We start from the raw sequence: 19605 nt of genomic DNA on the forward strand, positions 1-19605 counted from the left end.
GTATGGGCTGCGACAACGAAGGGTAACTGTCTCCTGTAATCGTAATTGTGATTTCGATCAGGAGTGCAACGTGAGACATTCTGCCCCTCCTCATTCCGTTTCTCCGGAAATCTGGTTGGCATTCGCCCGGATGCTCGTTTCTAACTCGATCTGCTCCGAGTCCTCGATCTGGACGGACACTCCATCCACACGCTGTTCGTACAGCGTCGCATTCCGCCCTCCGGTCGAGATCTCGGTTCCCTCTGTCACCAATCCTCCATCGATCAGCTTCTCCATCTTCCGGTACAGAGTCGATGAAGGAATATCACAGATCCGAGATAACTCCTCTGCTGTTGACGGACCATCGGTAAGATGGCGGAGGAGTTCCCGACATTCTCCGTCTCCCAAAGCTGAGAGTATCTGATCGGGGGATCGATCAGACTCTTGTCTGCCGGTTCGATAGCCGAGACTCTCGTCTCGAGAGCCCGATTGTGAACCCATCCTCACCTCAGGTAAGCCCTTATCCATTGTTAAAGATTTTGAGAAGGGGTCCCACACGATCACAGGGCGGATTCTTCCCGAAAACTGGTACTGGGCATTCGAGTATATGTGCCGAGTGGCCCTGAATGAGGGTGATGGCATTCCCAAGTCCATTCCGTCGCTCGAGTCGTGACCGAGATAGCCTCGCACGGCTGTTGAACGCGATGAATGAGGATTTCGAGCTGTACGAGGAGGACGACGAGTTCGTCCTCACGGTCGAACTTCCGGGATTCGAGCGCGACGAAATTGACGTCCGGTGGCACGATGACCGACTCCGAATTACGGCCGAACACACCGATGAGGAGGGAAGAGAGGAACGGCAGTACGCCCAGACCTTCAGTTTCCCCAAGGATGTCGACGAAGACGAGATCGATGCGACCTACCGAAACGGGATTCTTGAGGTCCGGCTGCCCGTGGTCGGAAGTCACGCAGGTCGCGGGCGCACGATCGAGGTAACCGGCGAATGACGTTCCTCGTTCCGTTCGACGACTCTAATTTGGCGCGAGCGGCACTCGTTCGAGCCGGTGAATATGCCGAGGCCTTGGACGAGGACGTGACCGTCGTCAGTGTCATTCCGGAGGAGGACGCGGCGTACGCTCGACGGAAAGGGTGGATCGACGAAGACGAGGAGTACAGCATCCACGACGTAGCGGAGACGCTCCATCGGCGCGTCACGGACTATCAGTCGAGTGCGGCGTTCCGCTACGAACGAGCCGACATAGGAGTTTCCTCGGCAGTCGCAGACGAAATCAAAACTGTTGCCGACGATGTCCTTCCGTCCGTCGTGTTCCTCGGGACGGACAACGTTGGCGAGGTTGCTCAACCCGTGACCAGCGTCGCCGGTGGCGTCGCCGAGGGTGCCGAGTACGACGTCCATATCGTTCGGCACTGGTCTCCCACTGCCGTCCAGCGGATCGAAACGGACACCGAAGCCTATCCGGACACATAGTCCGGTCAGGTGGCCAGACACGCACGCACGCACCCGTTGTCGAGCAGCGGCGAACAGATGGGTTTGACGATGAATTCTTTGTCAGATAAGCTGGGCACTCTGGTCGACGGAGTCTCGACGAAAAAGATCGTTAGTTCCCAAAATCCGACAAGCGACGGCAATCAGGTCAGCGCTGACCCACTCACACCGTCCGCTACGAGTCCCCGTTTAACTCTCGATGGGGATGGTCTTGCCGCGAGCGGTAGCGCCCTCCTCGAGCGGGAGGGTGACTTCGAGGACGCCGTTTGTGTAGGTAGCGTCGATGGCGTCCTCGTCGATGTTTTTCGGGAAGCGGAACCGACGGTGATACGTTTTCTTCCGCCCGTGATCCTCGGCGACATGTTCAGCGGCAACGTTCAGGACGCCGTTGTCCCACGCGAGATCGATCTCATCGCGATCGAAGCCGGGCATCTCGATGGTGAGGACGAACTCGTCGTCCTCCTCGTACAGTTCGTAGTCGTTGCCACCGAAGTCGCCGAAGATGCGGGACGGGAAGTCGAGACCCTGCATCCAAGAACTCGTGGGACCAGTGGGCAGCGGCATGGCTGTTCACCTCGTTTCCATTCGGCAGTATGCTTGCGGTTCGTATTAAATCTTGCTTTGCAATTGGTGGTTTGTGAAAAAATACCAAGTGTAATCTTCCGACATTAGGGTAGTCTGAGCGCCTAATTCTGCCTACTCAAGTGACGTTATGTAGAATATGCCCTTGACTTGATAGAGGTATCCAGCGTCGTGTAGGAATTCTACCAGTCGCTTGGCCTGCTCCTCGTCGAAACCAGACTCTATGAGCGTCTGAATTGCCGCTGGTTCCGGAAACCCGTTTCCGTGGTCGAACTTGTCGCTCAGAACTTCGAGTGCATCTTGGGCACGCGGGGGGAGTGATTGCATCCTTCGTTTTCTCTAGGTCTATCTATGACCCGTCACTCACATACGGCTCATTCAATATGGTGTGGCATCAGCTCAGCCCCTTACAGACGCGGAACGGTATTGTGCGTCTGTAGGTCCGTGCTGCCCTGCTTTCCGCTCACAGTTCAGGCACCCATGTAGAGTCCCTTCGACAGCGAATACCCGCCAGTACTGGTCAGATACTTTTGCCCCACACTGATCACAGGTTTGCATCTTCAGTATCGTGTTGTTCATCCAGCAACACAGTGCTTACGATCATCCCCGCCACGGAAGATGCTAATTACGATTACCTGGTCTCGTTTCATATCGCTGTTCAAGTTTCCACAGGTACTCCGAGATGAGTTCCTCAAATGCGGCAGAGATGTTGTACCCGACCGAAACGACTGATCCGGTCAAGAAAAGCGTGAGTCCCTTGCTGAGAGAAGCGGCAACGATGAGATGGGCAGCACCAATCGGGACGAGTGCGGCGAGATAGTGGATACCGGCGAGAATATGATACTCGGGAGCCGACGGATTCTCGACAGTATCGACAGCACCACCAAAGGTGGTGACAGCGAGGAGACCGAAGCCAGTAACGGTCCCGACTGCATACTCCAAAATCCCGAACGTGTGCAACAGGCCAAACTTGTTAATGAGAAGCAGACCCGTCCCCCAGAAGGCGATCGTAAACCCGTATGCGAACGATTCCTCGACGAGGAGCCCCCTCATGAAGTCCCTGTTCATCGTTGATCATCGAAGTTACACCCGTCGAGGACAAAAATTCGTAGCGTGGGGTTCTTCTAACCTGCTCGTCGTCCCGACGTACACGGGAATTACCACCACCGGGTCAGACGGTTCGAGTACATTCGAGGGAACGCAATCGATTGAGTGCCATCGCGACCTCGAATCGACGAGGCACACCGTACTCCCCTGAGTCGTATGGGGCGATAGAAAGAAGATCACCGCTCTCGACGAGGGCGTCGAACTGGTCAAGAGCCTCGCCGATGGTTGTTGTCCCATCAAAGTACTCGGTGGCGAGATAGAAGAGTGCATCACCGATACTCCGGACTTGTGAGGACTCCGTGATACCTGCGACACGACCGAGTTCGATGTCGGTCTCCCCGAACTCGATCGTGTCGTCGCGTGACCTGATCCGGACCTTGCCGTTCCGCCGCGGATCAATCGAATCCGGACGTGGACACCGCTCGTGTTCGATGAGTGAGGACGGGGCCTGATCAGAGCTATCCGACGGTTCGCGGACATCGTATCCGGACCCGGTTTCCGTGCCGATTGCGTGAGCGTGTTCCGTCACGTCCGTTGGCCGGAACTCGTGCATTTTGATGACCGTGTCGGCGACATCGAAGTAGGCACTGCTGCCTCCCATGATGAGCACCGTCGAGACATCGTGGATTTCGTGCAGCCCGCTAACCCGGTCGACTAGTGGTGTGATTGGCTCCTCGTCCTCGGTGACGAGCTCTCGCATTCGGTCGTCGCGGATCATGAGGTTGGTCGCAGACGTGTCCTCGTCGATCAGCAGGAGGCGAGCGCCGGCCTCGACAGCCTCAACGATGTTCGCGGCCTGCGATGTCGATCCGGACGCATCGGGGGTGCTGAACCGTTCGGTGTCGAGGTCGGTGGGAACGTCGCCGATGAACGGGGAGATGTCCGTTTCGGTCACAGGGCGGCCGTCCTCCGCACGAATGCTCACCGCGTCCGATCGTGTAATGACGAACTCCCGGCCGTCTCCAGGGATATGATCGTAGACACCGTGAACGAGCGACGACAACAGCGTCGACTTGCCGTGATACCCGCCACCGACGATCAGCGTCACTCCCTCCGGAATACCCATGCCGGCGATCGACTCCATCGTCGGTGGCTCGAACGTGACGCGGTGTTCGTCGGGCGACTCGAACGGGACGACACCGTCGGCCATCGGCTCGTCGCTAGCGCCGCTCTGGCGGGGGAGGCGGGCACCATCGGCCACGAAGGCAACGAGCCCGCGCGACGCGAGTTCCTCGCGGATCCAGGCGGCGTTCTCCTTCGTGAGGACGTGTCGTTGTATCTCGTCCGGGTCGTGGTTCCGATACCGCAGCGCGTCGTCAACAATGGCCGGCACCTCCTCGAGCAACATCTCCTTTCCCTGAATCGCGCTGAGGGGTGTCCGACCACTGGCCGGAAGGCCGGCGACGAACCGAACGAGAAGTTCGTCCTCGCGGACCTCGACGGCTGTTCGGGGGATAATCGCCTGTCCCGGCGTGAGTGCGGTGATGAGGCCACTCTTCCCGCTTCCACGGTGCCCTTCGACGATCTGTTGGCAGGAGTCGTTGAACGCCCGGAGCAGGTAGTCTTCCAGCCCAATTTGTCGCTCCTGAGAGGAGTACAACGCGTCCGGGAATTTCGCTTCGGAATGGTTGATCCGGACCCGGAGTTTGCTCGGAGACGCGAATGGATCACCCTGAACGTGGTCGACTTCGAGGACGAAATCGTCGAACTCGTATGCACCTTCTAGCTCGTTATAGAAAACACGAGGCGAAAACCCACGGCTTTAGCCGTGGGATGAAGCCGACAACTGGGAATCAAACCACGCTCCAGTAGCAGGCCGACTCCCCAATGTTTAAGAAATACCCGTGCTACATATAAGATATGGGGGTGCGGCGTACTGTCCCCGTTGCGCTCGATGTAGACAGTGACGACGCCGCACTCCTCGAAGACACCGTAGACACGTTCCTCTGGTGCGCTCAGTACGTCGTAGACCACGCTTTCCAAGGCGAGTACGTCACCACCAGCAAGACCACGCTGGATGACGAGACCTACGACGATGTGCGAGAAGCCACGGACGGCTTCAACGGTGGACTGGTGCAAGCCGCTCGGAACAAGGCCGCTGAAGCCTGCAAGAGCGTCGTTGAACGCTGGAAGCAAGGCAAGAAAGCGTCCAAACCCACGTTCACCAGCCCGCACGTCGTCTACGACCACCGCACCGCGACGTTCCACGACGACTACGTGAGCCTCGCTACCACAGACGGTCGCATCGAAGCCGATTACGTACTGCCCGACGAGGATAGCGACACGCCGCACTCGGAGTACCTCTTTTCAGACAAGTATGAAACAACGGGTGCGGAACTGCACTATCACGACGGTGACTGGGTGCTTCACGTCCACTGCAAGCGGGACGTGGAGTCCGACACGTCGGAGAAGGCAACCACTGAGAACGGAACGGTTCTCGGGGTTGACCTCGGCGTGAACAACCTCGCTGTCACTAGCACGGGCACGTTCTGGACGGGCGACGAGTTCGACCACTGGCGCAGAGAATATGAGAAACGGCGTGGGTCGCTCCAACAGTGCGGGACGCGCTGGGCGCACCAGAACATCCAGTCAGTCGGACGGAAAGAGGAAGGCCGATTCAAGCTGATGCTGCACCGCATCAGCAACGAATTGGTCGCGGAGGCTCGTGAGAACGAGTGTTCGGTGATAGCGTTCGAGGACTTGACCGACATTCGTGAGCGTACTGGTGCGTCGTGGGGACACAAGTGGGCGTTTGACCGACTGTACGAGTACGTTGAGTACAAGGCCGAAGAATACGGCATCACGGTCGAGAAGGTTGACCCTGAGAACACGAGTCGGCGTTGCTCTGAGTGTGGGTTCACGCACCCAGACAACCGCGAGGACGAAGACTTCGAGTGTCTGAAGTGCGGGTACAAAAATCACGCGGATTACAACGCCGCGAAGAACATCGGGTTACGGTATCTCCGTCGCAACCAAACTGGGGGCGACGGAGGCGCACCCTTGGGCGTGCGCTTGAACAGCGGGACGTTGAACGTGAACGGAGGCTATTCTCCTGCCGACGATGAGTCGGCCAGAACGGGAGTCCACGCTGAATCCCACCGCTTTAGCGGTGGGTAGCTCAAACGCACCGTAGCCCGTTCCATCGATCTCCTCGAGTATTCGTTCGAGATCAGTCTTAGACTGCATTCTTGGGCTGTAGTCTTCCCACAGGAGACAATGATGCTTTCGAGTTCCGGGATTAGAGCTACCAGCCGAATTCCTCGTTTCCTCGAAGTGGGAATTCCTCCCGTGCCATCGAATCCGACGACGGTTTTGAAACGATGCGATCAGTCCCCGCCGTCGGGTTCCGCGAGGAGTTCGTCGCCCGCACCCGTGTCGAACGAACTCTCTCCCTGTGGTTCGACTTCCTCAAGTGCCTGTTCGAAGTGCTCGTTCGTGAGCACTATCTCGTCGACCGGCGACTCCTCGCCCGCCGCCGTCGCAGTGACGTGTTCGCGAACGGCGATCTGGGCTGCTTCTCGGCAAATCGCCTCGATGTCGGCGCCGACGTAGCCCTCAGTACGCTCGGCCAACTCGTCGAGATCGACGTCGTCGGCGAGCGGCCGGTCGCGAGTGTGGACCTCGAAGATATCCCGGCGAGCGTCATCGTCCGGCTCGTCGACGGAGATGTGTCGGTCAAGCCGACCGGGGCGCAGGAGCGCGTCGTCGATCAGGTCCGGCCGGTTCGTGGCGGCGATGACGACCACGTCCTCGAGCTCTTCGAGGCCGTCGAGTTCGGTTAGCAGCTGCGAGACGACGCGCTCGCCCACGTTCGAGTCGCCGGCACCGCGCCCGCGCTCGGTCGCGATCGAATCGAGTTCATCGAAGAAGATCACGGTCGGGGCGTTCTCGCGGGCCTTCGAGAACACCTCCCGGACCCCCTTCTCCGACTCGCCGACGTACTTGTTGAACAGCTCCGGGCCCTTGATGGAGATGAAGTTCGAGTCGGCCTCGTTGGCGACGGCCTTCGCCAGCAGCGTTTTGCCGGTGCCGGGCGGACCGTGCAGCAGCACGCCCTTCGCCGGATCGAGCGCAACACGTTCGTAGGCATCGGCGTACGCGAGCGGCCACTCGATGGTTTCGCGGAGGCGCTCTTTCGTCTCGTCTAGGCCGCCGACATCGTTCCAGGTGACGTCGGGCGTCTCGACGAACACCTCGCGGAGCGCCGAGGGCTCGATCCCCTTCAGCGCCTCCCGGAAGTCACGGTCGGTGACATCGATGGATTCGAGCACCGACGCGTCGATCTCCTCGGTGTCGAGATCGAGTTCCGGTCGAAGCCGCCGGAGCGCGGTCATGGCCGCTTCCCGGGCCAGGTTCTCCAGGTCTGCGCCGACGAACCCATGGGTGTTCTCGGCGTATCGTTCGAGATCCACTTCATCGCCCAGCGGCATTCCGCGGGTGTGGATCTGGAGGACCTCCTCGCGGCCGTCGGTGTCTGGGACCCCGATCTCGATCTCTCGGTCAAAGCGACCGGGACGGCGCAGCGCGGGATCGACGGCGTCGACGCGATTGGTCGTGCCGATGACGGTGATTTCGCCGCGCTCTTCGAGACCATCCATCAGCGACAGCAGCTGTGCGACGACCCGCCGCTCGACGTCTCCCGAGACGTCTTCCCGCTTGGGTGCGATCGAATCCAGCTCGTCGATGAAGACGATCGCTGGCTCGTTCTCTTCGGCCTCCTCGAAGACGTCACGGAGCTGCTCTTCGCTCTCGCCGTAATACTTCGACATGATCTCCGGGCCGGAGATCGTCTGGAAGTGAGCATCGATCTCGTTGGCGACAGCCTTAGCGATGAGTGTCTTACCCGTTCCGGGTGGACCGTGCAGCAGGACGCCCTTCGGCGGATCAATGCCGAGTGCGCCGAACAGCTCCGGGTGGCGCATCGGTAGTTCGATCATCTCGCGGATCTGATCCAGCTCTTCGTCAAGCCCGCCGACGTCCTCGTAGGTTACGGTCGGCGCCGCGGTGCGGTCGGGAGCACTGTCGCCGCCTTCGCCCGGCGAGACCGCGACTTCGTCGGTCGACTGATCGACGACCTGGATGTCCGTCGAATTACGGATTACGACTGTCCCGCCTGGCTCTGTGTCGACGATCTGGAGCGGGACGCGCTGTCCGGATCGTCCGGAGAAGAGTCCGAGTCCCACCGAGAGCGGAATCTGTTGTCCGCTTGTCACTGGCTGGTCGGTGAGCTTGTCTCGCAGGTACGATCCGAGATCCCCCCTGATACGGAGGTTGCCCGGAAGGGCGACCGTGACACGCTCGGCCGGTTCGACCTCAGCCGGTTCGACCTCGACACGGTCGTCGATGCGGGCACCAGCAGCCTGACGGAGTTGGCCGTCGATCCGGATGATACCTTGACCGGTGTCTTCCGACTGGCCAGGCCACACGCGGGCGACGACGCGACCGTCCCGTCCTTCGATAGTGACGAACTCACCACTCGAGACGCCGAGTTCCTTCATCGCCTGTCTATCGATCGATGCGAGGCCGCTGCCTGCTTCCTTCCGTTTGAGTTGTTTAACGCGTAGTTGCATGGTTTCGTCTTGGAGGGGGCCACCTTCGGCGATGGGAACACGCCCCTGTTCAAGGGGGGACCGGCAGTAGCTCCCTCTTCATCTCTTAGAGGCTGTTAGTGCCATAGCCGAGGTGGCTTAGCTGCTTGGTACGCCCCTCTTCTGTTTCGAATATTCCATGGCAGTTCTGTTAAACCTACGGCCTGGACCCACATCGCGGGACGATTGCGGTTATGAAATGTCGCCGCGAAGGCGATAGCCCTGTACAGAGAACTGTGTTTAGCCGACGACATGCTCGGAGCGTCGTAATAATAAATAGACTCGATTCACAACATTTGAATCGAGACACAACCCGGAGACAGCTCCACGTCACGAGGTGATTCCTGATGAAAGAGAGCGTTTCCGGCCATTCGTCTTTAGCTAAGACTCACACCTCGGTTGTGTAGCGGTAGCGATCGTCTCTTGCAGTATCGGTCGTTGCTGGTGAATCTTCTGAGCATCCTCGATCAATCGCTCCAGCAGCGGCGGTGGCGAGTAACCGAGATACTCACCGAGTTCGTGGAGGATGAGCTGGGCGTGCGACCGGAAGGTCGCCGCCCAGCGTTCCGGCGGAAACACGATCTCGGTACTTCCCGAACGTCGCTTCGTGAACTGTGCTGAGTCATGGACGAACAGAGTGAATGCCGGTGTGGTAACTGAGTGAACAGGAAGTAGAATCCACGCATGAGGAGAAGTGAAGTAAGAAGGCTGAGATACGCTGTTCTAGGCGAATGCTGTTGCTCACCAGGAGCTTGCCCAAGGCCGCGGGCTGGCGTCAGCCCGCGGCCGGCGCGTATGCTTCTGGCACACCTGTTCCGTTCATTTCGATCTCCCAAGTCCGCTCTAGCTCTTCCTCTAATGCATGTCTGATCCAGTCAGAGAACGTCTTGAACGTGAATTCCTCGGGCAGGTCGCGCCCGCCCCGCTGGGGGCGGGCGACGACCGCCCATCGAAGCACAAGCCAGAGGTTCTCCAACAGGAATCCAACCAGGACGAACGCGAAGCGGATGATTGGGTCTTGTGTCGTCGTTACCACTCGTGCTTGGCGAAATACACGGTAGCTCGTTTCGATCGCTGACCGTTTCCGATAGAGCCGTTCGACTTGTTTCGGCGTGCGATCGGCCAGATCGCACGCCACATAGCCTCGCACGACCTCGCCACTTTTCCCGCGATCTCCGGCGTGATATGACACAGCGACCGCGAGCGGGAATTCCAGTTCCCGCTCGCGGCCTTTGTACATCCGATAGGTTGTCATGTACGAGCAGTGCGTATCCAGCTTCTTCCTCATGCGCTTGCCCTTCTTTTGGACGGGAACGACAGTCGCAGCAACCTCCCGTGAGCGGCGCAGAATACGTTCGTTGTAGAAGCCGCGATCAGCCAACAGAAGCTCTATCTCGAAGGGATAGGCCTCGACGCGGTCGAGGACGCGCTCGACCGCGTCGGCCTCTTTCTCATCACTACGGACGTACGTCATCGCCAACGTCACTGGCTTTCCGTTCGAGACGAGATACGCCGTGCAGTACCGGTGGCACGTCGTTGTTCCGTCTTTCGCGTGCATGCGACAGAGTTCACCTTCTTCATCGGCGTACGTTCCGTGGTAGGGGTTATCGACGAAGTCAATGGAGACGATCCTCGACCGATCAGGGTCGAGGATCGTCATCGCTAACTCTCTGAGAAGGCGGTTAGCAACCCGCTCAAGCCACTCCCGGTTGAGCGTATGTAGCCAGTCCATGACAGTATCGTCACAGACAGCGTTGTCGTTGTCCTTGCACGTCTCCCAGATGGACGTCTGATTGACTGCTGCAAGAATGACAACAGCCCAGATATCGCCGGGATCGAGGGGCGAGCCCTCGATCCCTGGCAAGGGGAGCTGGCAGATGACGTCTTCCGCTAAATCTTTCACGTCCGAATCCGAAAGAACACCGTCTGGCTGAGGGATACTGAACACATTCACTCAACCAGACATCTTCCTCATGAGACCAACGCTTTAGCTCCAGCTCTCACACCAGTCGGGAAGTACCGGATCTCGTCGTCAGCCTGCTCGGTGACCAGATCCAACAGCTCACGACTCACCAGCAGTGACAGCAACGCCGCATACAGCAGAATTCTCACGACATCCGGGTCGCTTGTGTCGAACTCATCCAACTCGTACTGCGTCTTCAGCTCACGGAACAGCGTTTCTACCTCCCAGCGACACCGATACAACGTTGCTAGATCCTCCGGGAAGAACTCGTCTCGAGGCAGATTCGTGATGTAGAGATGGTAGTCGTCGGCGTCCTCGTTGCGGACGCCGACGACGCGGAATCGCTTCGTATCCAGCGAGCGCGTTCCTTCGTACTGGCCTCGCTTGAACGCCGCTTCAACCTCTACGTCGATGTACTTCCGCGAGAGATCATCGACTACATCGTGGATCTGCTTGCCCTCCAAGGGAATGGCGCGGCCGCGCCATTCCCGTAACTCCTCCGTTATCACCGGATTCGCGCACTTCTTCAGCCGACTCACGAAGTAGCCGTCGTTCTCATCAATCAATGCGAACCGGCGGTACTTGAAGTACGCGAGGTCAAGCAGAACCAGCCGTCCTTGCAGCCACGAACCCGTCTTGAACAGTGTGCTGTCGTGCGTTTTCTCATCCGTTACGTCGATCCGTTCAATCGTCTCATCGGTGGCGTTGTGGAGCAGGTGGAGCTTCGCTCCAGCCTGCTCCTCGTGACGGGCCTGGAACTCATCAGAAAGGAACTCGTGCAACCGCAACACCGTTCCATCAGCGATCATCACGTCTCTGAACCGATCGATATCAGCGTCAACAGCGTCGGGAACAGCGACCTCGTCGAGCACGGCCTCGACGAGGTCGCGGAGGTACTCTGCCAACGTCGGCGTCAACCGGTGATAGAAGCCACCGGGAGAGATCGGTTCATCGGCTGTCGAGTTGTAACTGCGTACCCGATCTGGGCGCGGGGATACGAGACGAAGGACGCGACCGCATTCCGGGACGAACTCCGGGAGCGACCAGCACCCGACCTCGAATGTCCGGAGTGCCCGAACGACGACGTCCGCGTCGGAGAGAAGACGGCCGACGGCGCGAAGGTACAGCGCTGGTTCGACTGCCCGAACTGCGGGTACGAGGCACCCTCAAAAATCGTGCACGGTAATGAACGGTGAGTCACTGTCGAGTCTCGAAACGATCGAACGGTATAGTCCGTCGGTGTTCGAGTTCCTCTGGTGTCCAGTCTGTGGGCACGAGGTGTTCACTCACAACCCCTTCGAGGGGGTGTTCTGCAGGAACTGTAACACCCAGGTCGAACTCCAGGAATCCCGAGAGGGGCGCGGCTACGAGGAGGCCGTGCTCGCCTGCTTCGATTCTACCACCACCTGGAACCTCCACGTCGACGAGAAACTGCGTCGCGATCTGTCCGATGGATCGGCGCGCGTGAAGATCTTCGGCGCACCGAAGGCCTATGAGGTCGACTGGTGGAGTCCAGAGCCCGGTGAGGACTGGGAACCTGTCGAGCGCGGCGAGTTCGACGACGTCGAGGAACCTGACGAGGTGGGGCATTTAGCGTAGGCACTCCCCAGAATTCAGCTCGGTAGTCGATCGGGTGAACTCCGTTGTCGAAGAGGTCGTCTACGCTGTCTCAGCCACTATTCGGTCAATTAGTCCGTCGCGGAATAGTTGTCGTGTCATTCGTCTTTAGATAAGACACACAACCCGATTGCGTGACGGTAGCAAGTGTCTCTTGCAGGCTCGATTGTTGCGTGTAGATCCTCTGTACCCCTTTGAGCCGTCGTTCCAATAGCGACGATGGCGAGTAATCGAGGTACTCGCCGAATTCGTGGAGGGGAACTGGGCATTTGACCGGAAGGTCGCCGCCCACCGTTCTGGCAGAAACACGATCTCATCGTCCGTCTGTTCGGTGGCTAGATCCAACAGATCACAACTCACCATCAGCGACAGCAACGGTGCGTACAGCAGGATTTCCACAACATCCTGATTGCTCGTATCGAACTCGTCCAGTTCGTACTGCGTCTACAGCTCACGGAATAGCAATTCCCTCTCCAATCGACACCGGTAGAGCGTTGCTAGATCCGTCGATAGAAACTCCTCTCGCGTCAGAATTGTGATTACAAATGGCAGTCATCGGTGTCCGCGACAAGGACATCGACGACGCGGAACCGCTTCGTATCCAGCGACCGGGTCCCATTTTACGACCCACGCGTAAACTCGGCTTCAACCTCCACGTCGATGTACGTCCGCGAGAGGTCATCGACTACATCTTGAATCTGCTGCCTTCCAAGAAAATGGCGTAGCCGCGCCATTCCGTGATTCTTACGACGACGAACGTAGCCTAGACGAACCCGCCAGCGATAGTCGCACCGACGTCGAGAACAGCAAAATACCGCCGCCCACCATACCTCCAACGGCGAACGATATCGCCTCAATCAGCCCGACTTCGTCGGAACTCATGTGACGGTTCTCCGGTGGGAGCCCGCGGAAGGGCGTTATCCAACCTCGCCGAGCCCTGCATCAGCGCGAGAATCTGCAGGAAGTCGTCTCCAGAGACGAGTCCGAGAACCCTCCCTCCGTGTTCGACCAGCACGCAATGTGCGTCGGATTCACCTAGCTTCCGAAACAGCTTGAACGCATCATCGTCGCTGGAGATCGTCGGTGGGTCCTCGGTCATCACGTCATCAACCTTCGTCTCCTGACCGATCATCTCCGGGAGCGTCTGGATGTTCGCGAGCGTGACGACGCCTAGCACCGTCCCGGACTGATCGACGACCACGTATTCGGTTCGGCGGTCGCGCAACATCCGATCAATCAGTGCCTGGACCGATGTTCCGGCACGCACAGTTGGCAGTTCTGGGCGAATCAGATCGCGGACTCGGACACCACTCAGTAATTCCTGCGTCATGACGATCGTCGCCTCGGAGCGAGCAGCGAGGAAGACGAATCCGGCAATCAGCAGCAGCAGAATATCCAGGGTAAAGATACCGACGAGGGCGAGGAGGATCGCCACGACCGTCGCGACTTGCACTGCACGCTGGGTTGCCTCCACGAACGGCCGCGAGCGAGCAAGCAGGGCCCGCAGGATGCGCCCGCCGTCCATTGGGAACGCCGGCAGTAGATTGAACAGCGCCAGCCCCACGTTCGTCAGTCCGAACCAGCCGAAGACAAAGCCGGCCACGGGGGCCGACGGTGGCGTCACCTGAAGTAGCACGTATCCGAGAGCGCCGAGCAGCAGGCTTGTGATTGGGCCGGCGATAGCGATCCAGAACTCCTTGCGCCATTCCGTGGGGAGATCCTCGATATGAGCGACCCCTCCGAACAGCCACAGCGTGATCGAGCGGATCGTGAGATCATATCGGAGCGCGACCCACGAATGGCCGAGCTCGTGAATTGCGACGCCCACGAACAGGCTCACCGCCCCAGCAATTCCGATCAGCCAGGGTGTCGAACCCGACAGCAACCTGTCCGCCGTCATCGACAGTGGCGAGATGGAGTTAATGATCCCCGTCCACGTTTCGATGTACTGGGGACTGGCGAGTTGCCACGCGAGGAACGGGAGAATCACGAGCAGTGAGACGTGAATCTCGATCGGAATGCCCATCACCGTCGCGATCCTGTATTTGCTGCGCATGGCTACTGAAAGTCCGCTGGAGCAGCCTGTTCGTCAGACGATTCGCCACCCAGATCGTCGACGAGTTCCTCGTAGAACTCGTGCATTTCTTCCGTGACCGAGGGTTTGACTTTCCGAACAGCTTGCTCGAAGTGCTCCGCTTCGATTATGATCCCGTCAGCAGCCTCGTCGAGTTCTTCGGGCGATTCGACCCCGTCGCGTTCGATTGCCGTCACGGCCTCGTCCAGCGCAAGCATGCTCGCTTCTCGAACGATACCCTCGATATCGCCGCCCGTGTACCCATCTGTGTTCTCCGCGAGGGTGTCCAGATCGACATCGTCGTCTTCAGCCCAAAAATATGGAGCGGCACCCTTCTGTATCGGGACTACCTGTTTGAGTTTGACGTGCCTTGGGGAGTTTCGAGAGAGAACTTCCCCGAAGTGAAACTCCTCCGACGAAAGTGTGAACTCGGCCAAGACGCTCATAGTCTACCTTGGTGGCTGTGACGATAAATAGGTTCGTATAGCTTCCCTGAGAGGAAACGCCGTCCAGATCGTACATCCTGTGATGAGGGACATGAGAGGGAACAATCCCACTACTAGGTAGGTGTCGTAGATTCGCTGGCTGTTCGATCACTGCTCTGCCAGCGACGCAGGCGAATTGCGAGCGCGAGCAATAACACGCCGAAGACGATCGCGTAGGCGGCAATCAGCCAGACTACCGCGAGGGCGCCGGGTCCGGGAAAGAAGATGAGGAGAAGCCCAAAGATTACGGACGCGACGCCGCTTAGTGCAAGCCACCACTCGCTTTCGAGTTCCCGGCGGAGTTTGACCGCCGCGTACAGCTCAACGGCTCCAGTTATGAGGGCCCAAGCGGCGATGACGTACAGTAGTGCCACTGCCGAAATATTCGGCCACAGAAAGGCAACGATCCCCGCGATAACGCCGAGGCTTCCTTCAAGAAGAAACGGCCACGCAGTATCGCGATTTTGGGAGGCCCGGTATGCACTTACAAAGGCGAACACACCATCCACGATGGCGTACGCACCGAACAGGACCACTAGTACGAATAGTGTGAGACCCGGCCAGATGAACGCCAGTATGCCAAATACGATCGCTAGGGCGCCTCGGAGCGCAACCAGCCACCAGTTCTCTCCCGTGACGGTGAGTATACTTTCTGGAGTGTGGCTCTCTGTAGCGTGGCTCATTTGACCTACACCTAACTATGGTAACGACCCACAAGCGCAAAAAGGGCGAAGTTGCTGAGACAACCCATTTTTAACCGTTTAAAAGCCCCCGCTTTGGGGTATGCTGATCGAACTCGCCAAACCAGTAATACAAGATGTTTTGTCCAGCCGTTCACCGGTGCACTATTCCTCCCATCTAAGTCACGGAAATTGCTCACCGTTGACCAAGAATTGTATCGGGGTTGCAGCGCCGATCATGCAGAAATTGGCGCTCATACTGATGGCTCTGAGAGCCACTGTGTTCGTCATACGGAATGTTGTCGGAGCAGCGACGGACAGCGCTATTCTCTGTATTCCACGAATAGGCGGTGAGCACGACCAAACGTAAATGGGAGGAGCTCCGATGTAATCGACCTACGACGCCTTCTGGGGGGGTTTTACCTAGTATCGCGGCCAACGTCTACAGGTTATGGTCGCCACGGAATCGGTTGTCTCGTTGCTGGTCATCTTTGCCCTGTCACTGCTAATCGTCCGGATCGGGTCAATCGCACTTCGGATGACGGGGCTCTCTCCGGATGTCGCCTCGTTTCAATCGACGTCGGCGTTCTCCGGTGCGGGATATACGACAGAAGAGGCGGAACAGACAGTGGCGACACCGGAACGGCGGAAAATCATCAAGGCGCTCATCCGACTCGGGAGCGTGGGGTTAGTCAGTGTCATTGCGTCACTCGTCCTCTCGTTCACCGATGCTCAGGGTGAAAACCTTCTCAACCTCGTCTACATCCTTACCGGGGTCGTTCTACTGGTCCTCGCCGCGCGAAGCGAGTGGTTGAATCGATTGCTGACTCCGCTCATCGAATGGTCACTCGAACGGACGACGGACCTCGAACTTCGAGATTATACAGAAATGCTCGGTCTCCAGCGAGAGTACCGGGTTGCGGAAATTGACGTAGAGGAAGACGACTGGCTCGCCAATGAAACTCCTGATTCCTGTGACCTCAACGATGAAGGCGTCCTCCTGCTCGGTATCTCGCGGGAGGGGACGTACATCGGAGCGCCCGGTCTGGAAACGGAGATCGAGCCCGGAGACACGGTCCTCCTGTATGGAAAGGAAGATCGATTGATGGAGCTCTCAGAGCGCGTCGCGGGTGACGAGGCAGCCCACCAAGAGGCCATCGAAGACCACGAAGAAGAGTTGGAAGAGCAGGAGCGACGGACGAACGGCTGATTATCCCCGAGCCCCCTTCCTGTGTCCTCGCTACCGTTGATCACCCGCGTCATCCGTGATTCAATCGATTGGGATCTCCCTTCGACATAACGCTGATCGACTGATTGCCTCCTCCAAACCGGACTCCACCCACGGAGACGAGTCGTTCCTTATCTCTACACTCCACGAAGGGAGCACTATGCCGAGATCACACCCGTTCAGAATCAGCGACTTCGTTCAGCAGATCGTCGGCGGTCTCTTCGTCGCTAGCCCACTCGTGCTAACCGAAGAGACGTGGCGCCTCGCGGATGGGATGCAAATTCAGCATATTATGCTGACGACCGCCATCGTGTTCGTGGTCGGCTACGCGCTCCTCTACGAGACTGATAGCCAGCACAACATCGGGTCGGATAGTGACGCTGGCATCGGCGGAGTGATCCCTCGCCGATTCGTCTCGCTCATGCTTGTGGCGTACCTGTCGGTCGGACTCCTCGCATTCGCCTTCGCCGCTCCCTCGACGTTCGAGGAAACGCCTCTTGAGACGCTCAGGGCCGTCAGCATATGTGCGATCTTTAGTATGATCGGTGCCGCGACCGCCGACACGATTCTCGGACAGGGCTGAGGAATCGCTAGCTCCGCTAGTAGCGACCCCAATCACTTTTACCTATGCTAGCAAAGAACAAGACGAACTACTACCTGTACTGTACCGGTGGTGGAAAGCCGAGGAACGCTCTTCTGTAGGAGATTGTTGATACTGCTGAGCTATCGCTGTGGAGTCGAAGAGGACAAGGACACCGCGTCAGCGGTGTCCGACACGAATGATTCCGCTGGATGTGTTTGGGTCGGAATCGGTCGCAGCGGACCTGCTCCAACAGGTTCGCTGGCGTGACGGCGTTTCTTGTCCTCGCTGCCGTTCTGACCGAACAGTCAGAAACGGCAGCTACGGGCACTTTCAGCGGTATCTCTGTAAGGATTGCGGCCGCACGTTCAACGATAAGACTGGCACAATCTTCGCTCACTCGAAGATCGCACTCCGCAAGTGGCTGTTTTCGATCTACGCGTTTTTGCGGTTTAACACGAGTCTCAGGCAGTTACAGTGCGAAATCGGTGTCACCTACAAAACGATTCACAGGCGTGTCGAGCGCTTCGCCGAAGCGCTCGACGCGCCGTCACTCGATCTCCGTGGCCCGGTTGAAATTGACGAGTTCTACGTCTCTGCCGGCTTGAAAGGCCGCGAGCGCGACCGCTGGTCGCGCTCTCGCGGTCTCTCTCGACGCGGACGCGGAACGTATGATCAAGACAAACCACCCGTGTTCGTCCTCGTGGATCGTGGCACCGAGCAGCGGTACGTTGTGCCGGCGAAATCCGCAGACGAATCGACGATCCGGCTCCTGCTGACTGACCGCCAGCAGGAGCCTCTCACGGTCTATACCGACGGATTTCGTGCGTACGATCCGCTTGATGAAGATGAGCAATTCGACCGCGAATACGTCGTTCACGGAGACGGTGAGTACGCCGACGACACGGTCCACGTGAACACCTGCGAGAGCCACGCGTCGCTGGCGCGACGGTGGCTCTCGCCACATCGAGGCATCTCAAAAGATCGCCTCACACAGTATCTCCGAGCGTTCCAGCTCAGACGAGAACTCTACCGCAAACCCGGACGAGAAGCGCTCAAACACGCCGTCAAAGCAACTCTCTGAAATCAACAATGTGCTACACAAGAGCGGTCCTGATATCCTCCGCGATGGACTACGAGCGGTCGGAGAACATAGACCAGATTGATGTACGCCATGTGGTCCGCGATGTGATCACGAAGATCGGTGTTTGCCTCCCGTACTTCATTCAGAAAGTCCCGTCCCCGGTTGTTCGAGAGCGAAATGAACTCTTTGCGAATGTCGTCGATAGCATACTTCTCCGCGGTCTTGAGGGCTAGTGTATCGAAAACGCCGGTGATCAGGGAGATCGCATTGTCGAAATGGTACTGGACGTTGAGCTGCGTCCGGTTATCTGGCTCCTGGAAATACTGATACCCGATCTCATCGACGGCGATAAGCAAGTTCTGAAATCGGATGCTAAATCCCCGTAGATAGTCGTCAGCCGCGTCGGCCTCCACGTGATACCGCGGAACCAACGCCCGGAAGAGATGCCAGTACCAGCCGAACATTCCGACGGTGAGGTTCGGACTAGCGTAGAACTGCTCCCGATACCGGATATAGAGCCCGAGATACTCGACTGCCTCGCCGAGGCTCATGATATTCAACTGCCCACCGGGGAAGTGCGCTTCGAACCACCGTCGGTTGGTGAGGAGGACCGTTCGGTTCGTGATGAACAGGTGTCCCTCATCACGATGGTTGAGCGCGGCGTGGACGAACACCTGCCGGACTGTCGCCAGCTCTCGTTCGGTGACGTCCTCTACTTCGGTCGCATACGCGTCGATGTCATCGGAGAAGACTCGTGCTGTAGTCCGCCGAATCGCCCGTTCCTGATATCCGAACAGATACGAGAATGACGTGGTTGTTTGCTGCCCATCATCATCGCTCCGGACAACTCGAGCCCCGTTCTCTGCCGTCTCAATTGTATACGGTGGGATACACTCAAGCTCCTCATGCCGTGGCGTGTCTGGCGACCGAATGAATTCGAACTCGCGGTTCGCTGCATAGTCGAGTACCCGCTGGGCGGCATCGTTACCATCGGCGAGCTGCTCGTTCAGTGACGCGGTATCCACCAGTACGCGCAGCGGGTCCTCACCGTCACGTGAATCATGGTCTCGACGGATGATATCGCGTGGGTTCATAGAGAACGAGGCGGATACCCCGACCCTTGAGGTCGGG

At 58.3% G+C, this 19605-nt stretch carries 19 protein-coding genes and 5 pseudogenes; 8 read left to right on the forward strand and 16 right to left on the reverse strand.

The annotated features are described in order from the left end of the window. Window positions 1-90: 90 nt before the first annotated feature. Window positions 91-633 (reverse strand): ArsR/SmtB family transcription factor, encoded by a 543-nt coding sequence (locus ACYQ26_RS00255; protein WP_459806317.1) that lies wholly within the window; start codon window positions 631-633, stop codon window positions 91-93. Between the two features lie 50 nt (window positions 634-683). Between ACYQ26_RS00255 and ACYQ26_RS00260 the strand changes: the two genes are divergently transcribed. Next, window positions 684-986: an Hsp20/alpha crystallin family protein gene (locus tag ACYQ26_RS00260; protein WP_459806318.1), complete on the forward strand. Its 303-nt coding sequence runs from the start codon at window positions 684-686 to the stop codon at window positions 984-986. Continuing rightward, window positions 983-1468 carry a universal stress protein gene (locus ACYQ26_RS00265; protein ID WP_459806319.1) on the forward strand — a complete coding sequence of 162 codons (486 nt, stop codon included), beginning with the start codon at window positions 983-985 and terminating at the stop codon, window positions 1466-1468. Before ACYQ26_RS00260 ends, ACYQ26_RS00265 begins: the two co-directional genes overlap by 4 nt. A gap of 207 nt (window positions 1469-1675) precedes the next feature. On the opposite strand, the gene ACYQ26_RS00270 is transcribed toward ACYQ26_RS00265, so the two are convergent. The 6 genes and pseudogenes from ACYQ26_RS00270 to ACYQ26_RS00295 form a co-directional block, all read right to left on the reverse strand. Further along, window positions 1676-2050 carry an Hsp20/alpha crystallin family protein gene (locus tag ACYQ26_RS00270; RefSeq protein WP_459806320.1) on the reverse strand — a complete coding sequence of 125 codons (375 nt, stop codon included), beginning with the start codon at window positions 2048-2050 and terminating at the stop codon, window positions 1676-1678. Between the two features lie 132 nt (window positions 2051-2182). Then, window positions 2183-2395 (reverse strand): hypothetical protein, encoded by a 213-nt coding sequence (locus ACYQ26_RS00275; RefSeq protein WP_459806321.1) that lies wholly within the window; start codon window positions 2393-2395, stop codon window positions 2183-2185. Between the two features lie 72 nt (window positions 2396-2467). Next, entirely contained in the window at window positions 2468-2647 is a 180-nt protein-coding gene (locus tag ACYQ26_RS00280) for a DUF7563 family protein (protein ID WP_459806322.1), read from the reverse strand. Between the two features lie 42 nt (window positions 2648-2689). Then, a complete protein-coding gene (locus ACYQ26_RS00285; protein ID WP_459806323.1) occupies window positions 2690-3136 on the reverse strand; it encodes a hypothetical protein in 447 nt (148 codons plus the stop codon). 103 nt (window positions 3137-3239) lie between these two features. Next, complete coding sequence (locus tag ACYQ26_RS00290) at window positions 3240-4508, reverse strand: P-loop domain-containing protein (RefSeq protein WP_459806716.1); 1269 nt, start codon at window positions 4506-4508, stop codon at window positions 3240-3242. Next, window positions 4488-4901 (reverse strand): annotated as a pseudogene (locus tag ACYQ26_RS00295) (ABC-ATPase domain-containing protein); the annotation flags it as partial. The pseudogene ACYQ26_RS00295 and the gene ACYQ26_RS00290, both read right to left, overlap by 21 nt. A gap of 134 nt (window positions 4902-5035) precedes the next feature. Between ACYQ26_RS00295 and ACYQ26_RS00300 the strand changes: the two are divergent. Next, entirely contained in the window at window positions 5036-6292 is a 1257-nt protein-coding gene (locus ACYQ26_RS00300; RefSeq protein WP_459806324.1) for an RNA-guided endonuclease InsQ/TnpB family protein, read from the forward strand. Window positions 6293-6501: 209 nt separating this feature from the next. Here the strand turns inward: ACYQ26_RS00300 and ACYQ26_RS00305 are convergent, their stop codons facing one another. From ACYQ26_RS00305 to ACYQ26_RS00320, 4 genes and pseudogenes are all read right to left on the reverse strand, one after another. Continuing rightward, window positions 6502-8745 carry a CDC48 family AAA ATPase gene (locus ACYQ26_RS00305; RefSeq protein ID WP_459806325.1) on the reverse strand — a complete coding sequence of 748 codons (2244 nt, stop codon included), beginning with the start codon at window positions 8743-8745 and terminating at the stop codon, window positions 6502-6504. A 399-nt stretch (window positions 8746-9144) separates the two neighbouring features. Further along, window positions 9145-9348, reverse strand: a pseudogene (locus tag ACYQ26_RS00310) (IS4 family transposase); the annotation flags it as partial. A 190-nt stretch (window positions 9349-9538) separates the two neighbouring features. Then, window positions 9539-10711, reverse strand: coding sequence for an ISH3 family transposase (locus ACYQ26_RS00315; protein ID WP_459806326.1), 1173 nt, complete (start codon window positions 10709-10711; stop codon window positions 9539-9541). Window positions 10712-10773: 62 nt separating this feature from the next. Continuing rightward, window positions 10774-11700, reverse strand: a pseudogene (locus tag ACYQ26_RS00320) (IS4 family transposase); the annotation flags it as partial. Here ACYQ26_RS00320 and ACYQ26_RS00325 point away from each other — a divergent pair. After that, window positions 11692-11922, forward strand: a pseudogene (locus tag ACYQ26_RS00325) (DUF7568 family protein); the annotation flags it as partial. The pseudogenes ACYQ26_RS00320 and ACYQ26_RS00325 overlap by 9 nt on opposite strands. Further along, window positions 11912-12325: a DUF7567 family protein gene (locus tag ACYQ26_RS00330; RefSeq protein ID WP_459806327.1), complete on the forward strand. Its 414-nt coding sequence runs from the start codon at window positions 11912-11914 to the stop codon at window positions 12323-12325. The pseudogene ACYQ26_RS00325 and the gene ACYQ26_RS00330, both read left to right, overlap by 11 nt. An 85-nt stretch (window positions 12326-12410) precedes the next feature. Here the strand turns inward: ACYQ26_RS00330 and ACYQ26_RS00335 are convergent. The 4 genes and pseudogenes from ACYQ26_RS00335 to ACYQ26_RS00350 form a co-directional block, all read right to left on the reverse strand. After that, a pseudogene (locus ACYQ26_RS00335) lies at window positions 12411-13082 on the reverse strand (IS4 family transposase); the annotation flags it as partial. A gap of 114 nt (window positions 13083-13196) precedes the next feature. After that, the gene (locus tag ACYQ26_RS00340; RefSeq protein ID WP_459806328.1) at window positions 13197-14399 is read right to left on the reverse strand and encodes a site-2 protease family protein; all 1203 of its coding nucleotides are present in this window, start codon (window positions 14397-14399) and stop codon (window positions 13197-13199) included. Window positions 14400-14401: 2 nt separating this feature from the next. Next, entirely contained in the window at window positions 14402-14863 is a 462-nt protein-coding gene (locus ACYQ26_RS00345; protein WP_459806329.1) for a hypothetical protein, read from the reverse strand. Between the two features lie 113 nt (window positions 14864-14976). Continuing rightward, window positions 14977-15585 carry an HdeD family acid-resistance protein gene (locus ACYQ26_RS00350; protein WP_459806330.1) on the reverse strand — a complete coding sequence of 203 codons (609 nt, stop codon included), beginning with the start codon at window positions 15583-15585 and terminating at the stop codon, window positions 14977-14979. A 448-nt stretch (window positions 15586-16033) separates the two neighbouring features. Here ACYQ26_RS00350 and ACYQ26_RS00355 point away from each other — a divergent pair, with 448 nt between their 5' ends. The 3 genes from ACYQ26_RS00355 to ACYQ26_RS00365 all read left to right on the forward strand — a co-directional run bounded on the left by ACYQ26_RS00355 (window position 16034) and on the right by ACYQ26_RS00365 (window position 18474). Further along, window positions 16034-16792, forward strand: a complete 759-nt coding sequence (locus ACYQ26_RS00355; RefSeq protein WP_459806331.1) for a TrkA C-terminal domain-containing protein — start codon at window positions 16034-16036, stop codon at window positions 16790-16792. A 178-nt stretch (window positions 16793-16970) separates the two neighbouring features. Next, complete coding sequence (locus ACYQ26_RS00360) at window positions 16971-17393, forward strand: DUF2391 family protein (protein ID WP_138247161.1); 423 nt, start codon at window positions 16971-16973, stop codon at window positions 17391-17393. A 196-nt stretch (window positions 17394-17589) separates the two neighbouring features. Then, the gene (locus ACYQ26_RS00365) at window positions 17590-18474 is read left to right on the forward strand and encodes an IS1595 family transposase (RefSeq protein WP_458262711.1); all 885 of its coding nucleotides are present in this window, start codon (window positions 17590-17592) and stop codon (window positions 18472-18474) included. A gap of 2 nt (window positions 18475-18476) precedes the next feature. Here ACYQ26_RS00365 and ACYQ26_RS00370 read toward each other — a convergent pair whose 3' ends face one another. Further along, complete coding sequence (locus ACYQ26_RS00370; protein ID WP_459806332.1) at window positions 18477-19568, reverse strand: hypothetical protein; 1092 nt, start codon at window positions 19566-19568, stop codon at window positions 18477-18479. Window positions 19569-19605 lie beyond the last annotated feature (37 nt).

It is taken from the genome of Halopiger thermotolerans (assembly GCF_054654555.1).